The organism is Propionispira raffinosivorans DSM 20765 (assembly GCF_000381065.1).
GTDB classification, from domain to species: Bacteria; Bacillota; Negativicutes; order Selenomonadales; family Selenomonadaceae; genus Propionispira; species Propionispira raffinosivorans.
Window position 1 is genome coordinate 105,392 of the sequence record NZ_KB905847.1, and the last position, 11,227, is coordinate 116,618.

An 11,227-nucleotide genomic window follows, 5' to 3' on the forward strand; every position below is an offset into this window, starting at 1 on the left:
TTAACCAAGCATTACTGTCAAGTTTGATTCGGCAAAATATAGTCGTGTTTTGCTATAAACTCAGGTAATTTGTAATTATTTATGGAAGTCGTTGTAAAAAGACAGGACTTTTAGCAGTTGTAACGAAGTATTAATATATGACAATAAGAGGCTAGAAAAAGACGAAGGATACATATAAAGAGGAGTGAGCTTTATGCAGGCATTTGGACGGATTTTGGTGCCAGTAGATGGTTCGAAAAATTCGGATAAGGCTATTGCAGCAGCAGTTGATATTGCTTCCGTATCCCATGGGCAGATTGATTTTTTATATGTGGCTTATTTTAATGGCAATACCGATGATCCTGCGGACCAGATTTCATGGCTGCCAGATGAATTTACGGGATCAATCCAGCAAATCAGCCAGGTTGTTTTGCAGCATGCCGTAAAGCAGATTTCAACAGGTTCAAATTATATGACACATACTGCAACTGGAATTCCGGCGAAACAAATTTTGAAATTTGCCAAGGACCATGCAAGCGATTTAATTGTAATTGGCGGGCGCGGCCTTGGGATTGTTGAGGGCTTTTTGCTTGGCAGTGTGAGTCAGGAAGTTCTTGAACACGCCCGCTGTCCAGTTCTTATCGTGAAATAACAGAGCATATAAATCGAAAAATATGGGGGGGATTATTATGGCGGAATATCGACATATTCTAGTTCCAGTTGATGGTTCAGCAAGTTCGTTAAAGGCAGTAGAACAAGCTATTGAGTTAGCCGGACTTTGTGATGCTGAAATCAACTTCATCCATGTAGCAAATTTAAATGGTGTCATGGGAAGTTACCCCGCATTTGTATCACCTCGTTCTACTTTTAGTGGTTCTATATTGGAAGATGTGGTAGAAATTGGTAGAAAAATATTAGACCAAGCATTGGATATGGTGCCGCAATCTATTAAAGCAAAAGGGCATTGTGTCAATGGCAACCCTGCTTCGGCAATTTTGCAAGAAGCAGAAGCCTTGAAGGTTGATTTGATTATAGTTGGAAGTCGGGGGCTAGGCGTGCTGAAGGGAACTTTGGTTGGCAGTGTCAGCCGTTCTTTGTTAGGCAATGCAAATTGTCCTGTCCTGGTTGTGAAAGCAGTAGAAGAAGAAAAATAGGAGGATATTATTATGGATAAAATTAGACGTATTTTAGTTCCGGTCGATGGGTCAGAAAGCTCAGATCGAGCAATTTCACAGGCAATAACGCTGGCTGAGGTTTGTGAAGCGAAAATAGCATTTCTCTATGTGGCCAATATCAATCAATTGGCGATTAATGCTTGTTTATCAGATGCGATTTTAGAAGCTGTTACAAAAGCAGGCAATGTAATTCTGGATAAAGCACTTGCTGATGTTCCAGAGTCGATTACAGCAGAAGGCTTTGCTGAAACTGGGTCACCAGCCGTGGTGATTCTCGATTTTGCAAATTCAGAAGGTATTGACATGATTGTTATGGGAAGCCGAGGACTTGGAATTGTGAAAGGTGTGCTTTTAGGCAGTGTTAGTCAGTATATTGTTGAACAATCAAAATGTCCGGTGCTCGTTGTAAAATAAGACTATTAAGTTAAAAGGCATTGCCTGCATTGATAAAATGCAGGCAATGCCTTTTTGTTTTGAGAAATGTTCTATTTTTTACTATGTCAACTGTCTGCTGCATCCGCTAACGCATCAAGTTCAATGATTTCAAGACCTTGTTCTTTGAGGCGCAGCAGCTCATCGTGATCGGCATCTTTACCGGTGATGATTGTAGTGACTTTATTGATTGAGCCACTGAGAAAATTATGTTCACGACCAATTTTGGAAGTCGTGGCAAGGACAAAGCATGGACCTTGGCAGCGCTTGAGCATCATTTCATTGACGGCTGTTTCCTGGAGGACCGACGTTGTAATGCCGCCTTTAACGCTAATACCGCCGACGCCGATAAAGGCTTTGTCTGCTGTGATTTTAGATAAGGTGTGCAGGGCAAATTCTCCGACCATTGATTGTTTGCGCTCGTAAACTTCACCACCGGTTAAAATCAATTCGACACGCGGGTCTTTTTCGGTCCCGACGGCACTGCCGTTATTGGTTACGATGATAACTCGTTTATTTTTAATGTATTTTAGCAAAAGCAAAGTTGTGGAACTTGAGTTCATAAAAATAGTATCACCATCTTCAATTAGGTCTGCTGCATATTTTGCAATAGCATTTTTTTGCGATATGTTTTTGGGGGACAATGTATCAAGTGCTGGATCTTCTTTTAAGGTTCCTTCTAATAATCTTGCACCGCCGTGAAACCGGTTGACTATACTTTTTTCTTCAAAAATTTGCAAATCACGGCGAATTGTTGTTGGTGAAACTTTTAGTTGTTGGGCAAGATCATCAACTTGTACATCTTTTGACTCTTTTAAAGCTTTTAAAATATATTGCTGCCGTTTAAAAACGACACTTTTACTATTTTTCATCGGACATTCAATCCTCTCATTATTAATATAAAATTACAGTTGTCTACTAGAACCTCGTTGCTGGATAGATTGTTTTTAGAAGTGCGCATAAAATTATCATAATGCTTATTGTTTATATTATATGCAAAAACAAAAAAATATACAAGTTTTAAATCATAAAAAGAACGTAAAAATTATATTTTAATTAAAATATAACATAAAACAATCGTAAAACAAACATAAAAGGTGATTTTATAAAATTTTAGTATTATTTTTTGCAAAAAAGCTTGAAATGTGCAAAAAAAAAGTGTATTATAAGGGCATAAAGAAAAAACAAGAAAGGAACATTCATAAAACGATCATAAAATAAATATTCGGAGGGCATTATGAGTAAAGTAGATACAATAACGAGAGAGTCTTGGATTTTAAATACGTTTCCTGAATGGGGTACTTGGTTAAATGAAGAAATTGATCAAGAAATAGTGAAAAAAGGAACTTTTGCGATGTGGTGGCTTGGCTGTACCGGAATTTGGGTTAAGTCGGAAGGCAATACAAATCTTTGTATTGATTTTTGGTGCGGTACTGGTAAACAGACAAAAAATAAAAAAATGGATCCACAGCATCAAATGGCGCGGATGTCGGGCGGGCGCAATGTGCAGCCAAACTTACGGGTAGCACCTTTTGTCTTGGACCCCTTTGGTATTAAAAATATTGATGCTGTACTGGCAACACACTATCATAATGATCATATCGATGTGAATGTTGCGGCAGCTGTTCTACAAAACTGTGCGTCAGACGTTCCTTTCATTGGACCCAAATATTGTGTTGAAAAATGGGTGGAATGGGGTGTGCCAAGAGAGCGCTGCATTCTTGTGAAGCCGGGAGATGTTGTAAAAATCAAAGATATGGAGATTATTTCATTAGAAGCATTTGATAGAACGGCACTGATTACTGCACCGCCTGATGGTGATTTAAAAGGCTGGCTGCCAGATGATATGGATGAAAAAGCTGTAAACTATCTTATTAAAACACCTGGTGGATCTATTTATCATAGTGGTGATTCTCATTATTCCAATTATTACGCCAAACATGGCAACGAACATAAAATCGATGTGGCATTAGGCTCTTTTGGGGAAAATCCTCGCGGCATCACCGATAAAATGACATCGGTAGATATTCTTCGGATGGCAGAAGCACTCAATACACAGGTTGTGATACCATTTCATCATGATATTTGGTCCAATTTTCAAGCGGATCCAGCAGAAATTCTTGCTTTGTATGAAATGAAAAAAAATAGACTTCAATATAAATTCAAACCATATATCTGGCAGGTTGGTGGAAAATTTGTTTTTCCAAATGATAAAAATAATGTAGAATATCATTATCCAAGAGGGTTTGATGATTGTTTTGCAGCCGCTGACATTAATTTGCCATATACGAGTTTTTTATAAAAAATTCAGCTGTCGATCGTATGCAAGTTTTAAGGTCGACAGCAAAAAATAAAAAAAAGTGGTGAGCACAAATGTTTAAAGAGTTGATTGAAAAAAACCGCTATTCGTTTCATGAAAGTTTTGCGACTTGGCAAGATGCTGTACGTGCTGCCTGTCAGCCATTGTTGGCTGACAAGACAATTGAAGCCGAATATATTGATGCCATTATTGAAAAAGTGACGGAACTTGGACCGTATATTGTTATTGCACCGAATATTTGCATTCCTCATGCACAAGAAGGTGTAGGGGTAAATGATACGGCAGTCTGTTTTATGAAGACCGAAGAATCGGTTCATTTTAGTGATAATTCTGAACATGATGCTAAGCTGTTTTTTGTTTTGGCATCCGTTGATAATGCCGTACATTTGGAAAATCTTTGTGAGTTATCGGAATGTTTGTCTGATGAAGAATTTGTTAATAAATTATTAGCAGTTCATTCTGGAGAAGAATTGAAGAATTTAACTTGCAGCATGAGCTGATGGATAAAATATTGATTATTAGGGGGAGAATAAATGGAATTTTTAATGCCGATCTGGGAGTTTTTCCAGAATAATATTTTAACGAAACCGCAATTTTTTATTGGGTTTATCGTATTTATCGGATATCTATTACTCCAGAGACCAATTTATGAGGCGATTGCCGGTTTCATTAAAGCGGTGGTTGGCTATATGATCTTAAATGTTGCATCGGGTGGACTAGTAGGAAACTTCCGCCCAGTACTAGCAGGGCTTAAAGACAGATTTGATTTATCGGCAGCGGTAATTGATCCATATTTTGGGCAGGCAGCAGCGCAGGCCTCGATTGAAAATGCCAGTCGTTCTTTCTCGATGATGATGGTTGTTTTATTAATTGCCTTTTCGATTAATATTTTATTGGTATTATTCAGACGTTATACAAAGATACGGACTTTGTTTATTACGGGACATGTTATGGTACAGCAGTCTTCGACCGCATTATGGCTCGTTATATTCTGTTTCCCACAGCTTCAGGATATGGGTGTTGTTTGTATGCTGGGGGTACTTCTTGGTACGTACTGGTCAGTTGGTTCGAATTTGACGGTAGAGCCTTGTCAGCAGCTTACGGAAGGCGGCGGGTTTGCTACGGGTCATCAACAGATGTTTGGTATTTGGATTGTTTCCAAAATTGCTGGTAAAATAGGCAATAAAGAAAAATCATTGGAAAATCTTAAGCTTCCTGGATTTTTATCAATTTTCAATGAAAATGTTGTGGCTACTGGTATCTTGATGTTTATCTTTTTTGGGGTCATCATCACAATTTTGGGTCCTGAACTGATGCACAAAATCGATCCATCTTTTAGTGCTAACCAAAGTTTCTTATTCTTTATTATTGAAAAATCTTTTAATTTTGCAGTATACTTGACCATTTTGCAACTGGGGGTTCGTATGTTTGTATCCGAACTTACGGAATCTTTTCAAGGTATTTCTAGTAAGATTCTACCTGGTTCAATGCCTGCTGTCGATTGTGCGGCAACCTATGGTTTTGGTCATCCCAATGCAGTAACATTTGGTTTCCTGTTTGGAGCACTGGGACAATTTTTAGCAATCATCGGTTTAATTGTGTTTCAAAGTCCAATCCTTATCATTAGTGGATTCGTACCATTGTTTTTTGATAATGCTACCTTTGCTGTATTTGCCAATCGTTTAGGGGGGCTTCGAGCTGCAGCAATTATTCCATTTGTTTCAGGGATAATTCAAGTGCTTGGTGGTGGATTTGCTGCATACTTTTTTACAACCGGAAATTTTGGTGGATGGCACGGGAATTTCGACTGGGATACACTTTGGCCAGCGATTGGCGTGATTATGAATTACGGACAGTATATCGGTGTCGTGGCGGTTATTCTTATTTTACTGGCAATTCCGCAAATCATTTACTATCGGAGTAAGGATACGTATTTTTTAATAGCAGAAGACTACGATCAATATCTTGAAGTTATGGAGCAGAAAAAAAGATCTGCTGAAGAACTTGAAGTCATGGCTCAAAAAGTTTAAGCTGATACTTGAATGTTTTAGATAAAAAAATGAGGTGTTTATAATGTTAAAAGTTATTGCAGCATGTGGAAGTGGAATGGGATCTTCTCAAATCATTAAAATGAAACTGGAAAAAGTTTTTAAGAAACTCGGCATAGAAGCAAGCATTTACCATACGAATATTGGCGATGCAAAATCGCAGGCAGCGAATTATGATGTTGTAGTATGTTCGGATTCTTTAATTGGAACATTTGCGAATGCAGCAGCAAAAAAAGTTATTGTTATTGGATTAAAAAATCTTTTATCAGAAAAAGAAATAGAAGAAAAAGTACTAGAGAAAATTGTAAACGTACAATAAAGCTGAAAGGGAATGGGGATAATTTATAAGGATTTCCTTAGGGAAGTTACGTAAATTTAGACCAAACCCTTTCCTTAAACGCCAGAAAATTCTGATAATACTAACTGAATGAAGTTATAAATAGTGTGAATGGGAGTGCATTATAGTGAATATAAAAAAGCAGTTTTTGACGAAATTACATAGATGCTATGCAACAAGCAGTACGACAATTGCTGGCGAACAAAAAATATTGTTTGCAACAGAAGGTGAGGGTGCTGCGTACATGTATTCCGGACCTGAATTTGAGCAATCAACTATTTGGGATGGACCTGGCGGCACGATGTCGATGATTCAAGTTCCCGGGAAAAATGGTGATTTTTTAGCCGTGCAGAATTTTTTCCCCACATTTCAATCCGAAAATGCGACGATTGTGTGGGCTAGGCCTAAAGCAAAGAATGAATGGGACGTAAAAACAATTCTAAAACTTCCTTATATCCACCGCTTTGATATTTTAACAGCAAATGGAATCCATTATTTTATCGGCTGTACTCTTTGTACGAGTAAAACGGATAAAGAAGACTGGTCTGATCCAGGGAAGATTTATGTTGGTGAAATACCGGAAGATTTGGATGAACCCATTAAGCTTAAAATTATTAAATCAGGGTTGGTTAAAAATCATGGCTATAGTCGTGCTACTTGGCGTGGTTGTATGGCAGGCATGGTGACCTGCGACAGCGGCGTATTTGCTGTCACACCACCACAAAAAAAAGGTGAAGGCTGGACGATTGAAACGGTGCTGACCTGCCCGGTAAGTGATATAGCGGTAGGTGATATCGATGGGGATGGTCAAGATGAACTCATTACGATCGAACCATTTCATGGTAATCAATTTATTATTTATAAAAAAATAGAAAATGTCTATGAAAAAGTTTATGAATATCCAGAACCAATGGAATTCGGGCATGTTGTCTGGGCTGGCAAGCTAAGGGGCATACCAACTGTCATTGGTGGTCAGCGTCGTCATAGTAAAGAACTTTTTTATATTCAATATAGAGATGGTGCTTATGTAAAAACAACGATTGAAAGTGATATTGGACCAAGCAATGTGGCAGTGGTCGCTGGCGAGGACCGTGATATTATTATTTCCGCGAACAGGGAAATTGGGGAAGCTGTTTTGTATATTGTAACAGACTGATAGGGGCGATAAAACGATGTTAGAAGCACTCAAACAAAAAGTTTATGAAGCTAATATGCTTTTACCAAAATATGGTTTGATTACATTTACATGGGGCAATGTTTCTGGAATTGATCGTGAACAAGAACTTTTTGTTATTAAACCATCGGGCGTAGAATATGACCAACTTCAGGCACGGGATATGGTCGTTGTCGATCTTATGGGGCAGGTGGTCGAAGGCGAGATGAATCCATCTTCCGATACGGAGACACATTTGAAACTTTATCAGTCTTTTCCTGACATTGGTGGAGTGGTTCACACACATTCGCGCTGGGCAACAATTTTTGCGCAGGCTGGTCATGAAGTGCAAGCTTATGGGACGACGCAAGCAGATTATTTTTGCGGGGCGGTTCCATGCACAAGAGATATGACAGAAACAGAAATTAAAAATCAGTATGAATATAATACCGGTGCGGTCATTGTGGAGCGCTTTGCGGATTTGAATCCAAACTATATGCCAGGGGTTTTGGTCAAGAATCATGGACCATTTACTTGGGGGCAAGATCCTTTGCTGGCAGTGCATAATGCTGTAGTTTTGGAAGAGATTGCAATGATGGCTTTTCATACGGAAATCATTACGGGAAATGAACAGGCCATGTCTAAATTTTTATTAGAAAAACACTTTATGCGCAAACATGGACCGAATGCTTATTATGGACAAAAATAATATGTTTTACTGAAAATCGCCCATTTTGTCTTGATATGCAGATGAAATGGGCGATTTTACTTTACGATTAGGAGAAAGCAGGTTGGGAAAAATGAAAAATTATGTACTGGGTTTATATGAAAAAGCAATGCCTATGGACTTATCTTGGCGAGAAAAACTGTTTGAAGCAAAAAAAGCGGGGTTTGATTTTTTAGAAATGAGCATTGATGAAACGGATTCTAAATTATCGCGGCTTGACATGTCCGAGGGTGAACGGGTGGAAATTCGGGAGAGTATGCGAAAAACAGGGGTGCCAATTCGATCTATTTGTTTGAGTGGGCATCGGAAATATCCTCTGGGGAGTCATGATCCGCATGTGCGGCAAAAAAGTCTTGAAATTATGCAAAAAGCAGTAAATCTTGCGGCTGATCTGGGGATTCGAATCATTCAACTTGCCGGATATGATGTATATTATGAAGAAACATCGGAAAAAACGCGAGCGTTATTTGTAAAAAATTTGGGGAAATGTGTTGAAATGGCAGCTAAAGAGGGAATTGTACTCGGTTTTGAAACCATGGAAACAGAATTTATGAATACAGTTACCAAATCAATGGTCTATGTACAAGCGATTCAATCTCCCTATCTTGGCGTTTATCCGGATTCAGGGAATTTGACGAATGCAGCAATCGAGTATCAATCGGATTTAATGGCAGATATTGAAGCTGGTGCTGGTCATATAGTGGCTTTTCATTTAAAAGAAACCGTTCCAGGAAAATTCCGCGAAATCCCCTTTGGCACGGGGCATGTTGACTTTAAGCGCATTATTGATGTCGCTTGGCGTTTAGGTGTTAGACGGTATGTGGCCGAATTCTGGTATGCTGGTAATGACAATTGGCAGGAGGATTTGCACTTTGCACAGGCTTTTCTCACGCATAACTTTGCTGAGGCAGCAGGTTTTTCAACGCTTGAAACTGTTTCTTGAAAACTGCAGGAAATGTGAATTATGGTTCTATTATTTACCAATATTCTTAAACACAGACTATGCTCTTTTGTCTAGAACAAACTTTCACACGAATATTTTTGGATAAATAAAGGAATCTGATGAATGCAGCTTGAAAATACGATAATAGTACGTATTTATTTTCAAGGTACATTTTTTATTTAAGGGTGGTTGTCAATCAATGAACAAAGTGAAAAAAATTGGTGTACTCACAAGCGGTGGAGATTCACCAGGAATGAATGCAGCTATTAGGGCTGTTGTAAGATCTGCTATTGATTTTGAAATGGATATCGTTGGTATTCGCCGTGGTTATAATGGACTTATTAATGGTGATGCAGTTGCATTGGATTCTCGTTCAGTATCGGATATTATTCAGCGGGGAGGGACTTTTCTCTATACAGCTCGGTGTATGGAATTTATGAATCCAGAAGGACGCCAGCTTGGTCTTGAAATGGCTCAAAAATTAGGCTTGGATGGACTGGTTGTAATTGGCGGGGATGGGTCGTTTCGCGGGGCTGAAAAGCTAAGTGAACTGGGTATGCCAACTGTTGGTATACCGGGAACTATAGATAATGATATTGTCTGTACGGAATATTCGATTGGTTTTGATACAGCTTGTAATATTGCTTTAGAGGCTGTCGATCGCTTGCGGGATACCGCATTGAGTCATGAAAAATGCAGTCTGATTGAAGTTATGGGGCGCTATGCCGGGCATTTGGCACTGCAGGTAGGCGTAGCTGCGGGGGCAACGGCAGTATTGGTTCCAGAGAAAGCCAGTGACATCGAAAAAGATATTTGTGAAAAAATTCGAGAAGGCCGTTCTAGTGGTAAAACCCACTATATTGTGATTGTGGCCGAGGGCTACAAAGATAAAATCGACGATATTGCTAAACTTATTGAAACACAAACAGATATCAGTACTCGGGTTACAGTGCTTGGTCATATTCAACGCGGCGGTTCGCCAACGGTCATGGATCGTGTCATTGCAGCACGGATGGGGTATCGGGCTGTAGACCTGCTTCGAAAAGGTATTGGTAATCGGATTGTGGCTATTAAAAATAATGAAGTTGTTGATTATAATATTAATGAGGCACTTTGCATGAAAAAATCAATTGATCTGGAGCTATGCGAAATTTGTAAATCAATTGCAAAATAAATAAAAAAACGATTCTATATAGAGAGAACGCATTAAACATTTTATATGGCAATCGTCAAATGGGGTATAGGGTTGAGTGGCGCGTTACGTGGGAAGCAAACCCCTATACCCCATTCCTGGCAGAATAATAGGCTAGGGGTCATTTATTTAATACATTCTGTATAAAAAAACGATGGGGTAAGCAAAAAATAAAATTGCTTACCCCATCGTTTTTTTTATGTTTTTATTTTTCGGAAATTGGTTTTGATAATAAATCGTTGCGTGTATGAGCTTCCGTTACGGCGGCTGTTTCTTTGATACCAACAATGATTGACTGCATGGATGCTTCAATATTTTCTAAAATAGTATTGATTTTTTTAGTTGCTTCAACACTATCTTCTGATAATTTTCGAACTTCTGTTGCCACAACAGCAAAGCCTTGCCCGTGTTCACCTGCTCGGGCAGCTTCGATGGCAGCATTTAGTCCCAATAAATTGGTTTGTTGGGAGACTTTATTAATAAAGCCAATTACTTCATGCGTTTTGCTTATATGGTCTTTGGCTTGATTTACAGATTCAGAAAGAGTATCTACTTTCTTTTTTAATTCTTCATTAATCAGTGCCTGTGATTTGATCAAATGGTAAATAATATCTGTCAGATACGGTTCAACTACTTTCACATGATCTGGAATATGTTTCTTGATTAACTGATTAACCTCGCTATTGCCAGTGATATTTAAAATAATATCAAGTCCTTGCATTTTTACGGCTTCACTAAGATCTGTGAATGTACGGACGCCCATTGTGTTTGCGAGATCGAAAGCTACAGCATTGCTTTTAACATCTGCGATTGCTACAATTTTAATATCAGAAATTTGTTTGCAAAGTTCCAAAATTCCGGCACCGCCCCGGCCACCGCCGACCAATAATATTTTCAACATACATTGATTCCTCCAACTCA

The 11,227-nt window shown here is 38.7% G+C and carries 13 protein-coding genes; 11 read left to right on the plus strand and 2 right to left on the minus strand.

The genetic code is table 11. The features are described from left to right. Positions 1 to 193: 193 nt before the first annotated feature. The 3 genes from F606_RS0109030 to F606_RS0109040 are packed head-to-tail and all read left to right on the plus strand — an operon-like array spanning position 194 to position 1,568. Positions 194 to 631, plus strand: coding sequence for a universal stress protein (locus F606_RS0109030; protein ID WP_019553564.1), 438 nt, complete (start codon positions 194 to 196; stop codon positions 629 to 631). A 37-nt stretch (positions 632 to 668) separates the two neighbouring features. After that, positions 669 to 1,133: a universal stress protein gene (locus tag F606_RS0109035; RefSeq protein ID WP_019553565.1), complete on the plus strand. Its 465-nt coding sequence runs from the start codon at positions 669 to 671 to the stop codon at positions 1,131 to 1,133. Between the two features lie 12 nt (positions 1,134 to 1,145). Then, a complete protein-coding gene (locus F606_RS0109040) occupies positions 1,146 to 1,568 on the plus strand; it encodes a universal stress protein (protein WP_019553566.1) in 423 nt (140 codons plus the stop codon). Positions 1,569 to 1,654: 86 nt separating this feature from the next. Here the strand turns inward: F606_RS0109040 and F606_RS0109045 are convergent, their stop codons facing one another. Next, positions 1,655 to 2,458, minus strand: a complete 804-nt coding sequence (locus F606_RS0109045) for a DeoR/GlpR family DNA-binding transcription regulator (protein ID WP_019553567.1) — start codon at positions 2,456 to 2,458, stop codon at positions 1,655 to 1,657. 365 nt (positions 2,459 to 2,823) lie between these two features. Between F606_RS0109045 and ulaG the strand changes: the two genes are divergently transcribed. The 8 genes from ulaG (at position 2,824) to pfkA (ending at position 10,288) form a co-directional block, all read left to right on the plus strand. Beyond that, a complete protein-coding gene (gene ulaG / locus F606_RS0109050; RefSeq protein WP_019553568.1) occupies positions 2,824 to 3,888 on the plus strand; it encodes an L-ascorbate 6-phosphate lactonase in 1,065 nt (354 codons plus the stop codon). 71 nt (positions 3,889 to 3,959) lie between these two features. Further along, complete coding sequence (locus tag F606_RS0109055; protein ID WP_019553569.1) at positions 3,960 to 4,406, plus strand: PTS sugar transporter subunit IIA; 447 nt, start codon at positions 3,960 to 3,962, stop codon at positions 4,404 to 4,406. Between the two features lie 33 nt (positions 4,407 to 4,439). Continuing rightward, entirely contained in the window at positions 4,440 to 5,936 is a 1,497-nt protein-coding gene (locus F606_RS0109060) for a PTS ascorbate transporter subunit IIC (protein WP_019553570.1), read from the plus strand. A gap of 43 nt (positions 5,937 to 5,979) precedes the next feature. Next, positions 5,980 to 6,273: a PTS sugar transporter subunit IIB gene (locus F606_RS0109065; RefSeq protein ID WP_019553571.1), complete on the plus strand. Its 294-nt coding sequence runs from the start codon at positions 5,980 to 5,982 to the stop codon at positions 6,271 to 6,273. 145 nt (positions 6,274 to 6,418) lie between these two features. Then, positions 6,419 to 7,447: an FG-GAP repeat protein gene (locus F606_RS0109070; RefSeq protein WP_019553572.1), complete on the plus strand. Its 1,029-nt coding sequence runs from the start codon at positions 6,419 to 6,421 to the stop codon at positions 7,445 to 7,447. A gap of 16 nt (positions 7,448 to 7,463) precedes the next feature. Next, the gene (locus F606_RS0109075; RefSeq protein WP_019553573.1) at positions 7,464 to 8,153 is read left to right on the plus strand and encodes an L-ribulose-5-phosphate 4-epimerase; all 690 of its coding nucleotides are present in this window, start codon (positions 7,464 to 7,466) and stop codon (positions 8,151 to 8,153) included. Between the two features lie 91 nt (positions 8,154 to 8,244). Then, a complete protein-coding gene (locus tag F606_RS20875; protein WP_033368288.1) occupies positions 8,245 to 9,114 on the plus strand; it encodes an L-ribulose-5-phosphate 3-epimerase in 870 nt (289 codons plus the stop codon). Positions 9,115 to 9,313: 199 nt separating this feature from the next. After that, complete coding sequence (pfkA, locus tag F606_RS0109085; RefSeq protein ID WP_019553575.1) at positions 9,314 to 10,288, plus strand: 6-phosphofructokinase; 975 nt, start codon at positions 9,314 to 9,316, stop codon at positions 10,286 to 10,288. Between the two features lie 223 nt (positions 10,289 to 10,511). Here pfkA and F606_RS0109090 read toward each other — a convergent pair whose 3' ends face one another. After that, the gene (locus F606_RS0109090) at positions 10,512 to 11,207 is read right to left on the minus strand and encodes a methyl-accepting chemotaxis protein (RefSeq protein WP_019553576.1); all 696 of its coding nucleotides are present in this window, start codon (positions 11,205 to 11,207) and stop codon (positions 10,512 to 10,514) included. Positions 11,208 to 11,227 lie beyond the last annotated feature (20 nt).

Excerpts from the sequence above, each read along its gene's own strand:
- F606_RS0109030 (WP_019553564.1), top strand. The coding sequence starts at position 194 with ATGCAGGCATTTGGACGGATTTTGGTGCCAGTAGATGGTTCGAAAAAT.
- F606_RS0109035 (WP_019553565.1), top strand. The coding sequence starts at position 669 with ATGGCGGAATATCGACATATTCTAGTTCCAGTTGATGGTTCAGCAAGT.
- F606_RS0109040 (WP_019553566.1), top strand. The coding sequence starts at position 1,146 with ATGGATAAAATTAGACGTATTTTAGTTCCGGTCGATGGGTCAGAAAGC.
- F606_RS0109045 (WP_019553567.1), bottom strand. The coding sequence starts at position 2,458 with ATGAAAAATAGTAAAAGTGTCGTTTTTAAACGGCAGCAATATATTTTA.
- ulaG (WP_019553568.1), top strand. The coding sequence starts at position 2,824 with ATGAGTAAAGTAGATACAATAACGAGAGAGTCTTGGATTTTAAATACG.
- F606_RS0109055 (WP_019553569.1), top strand. The coding sequence starts at position 3,960 with ATGTTTAAAGAGTTGATTGAAAAAAACCGCTATTCGTTTCATGAAAGT.
- F606_RS0109060 (WP_019553570.1), top strand. The coding sequence starts at position 4,440 with ATGGAATTTTTAATGCCGATCTGGGAGTTTTTCCAGAATAATATTTTA.
- F606_RS0109065 (WP_019553571.1), top strand. The coding sequence starts at position 5,980 with ATGTTAAAAGTTATTGCAGCATGTGGAAGTGGAATGGGATCTTCTCAA.
- F606_RS0109075 (WP_019553573.1), top strand. The coding sequence starts at position 7,464 with ATGTTAGAAGCACTCAAACAAAAAGTTTATGAAGCTAATATGCTTTTA.
- F606_RS20875 (WP_033368288.1), top strand. The coding sequence starts at position 8,245 with ATGAAAAATTATGTACTGGGTTTATATGAAAAAGCAATGCCTATGGAC.
- pfkA (WP_019553575.1), top strand. The coding sequence starts at position 9,314 with ATGAACAAAGTGAAAAAAATTGGTGTACTCACAAGCGGTGGAGATTCA.
- F606_RS0109090 (WP_019553576.1), bottom strand. The coding sequence starts at position 11,207 with ATGTTGAAAATATTATTGGTCGGCGGTGGCCGGGGCGGTGCCGGAATT.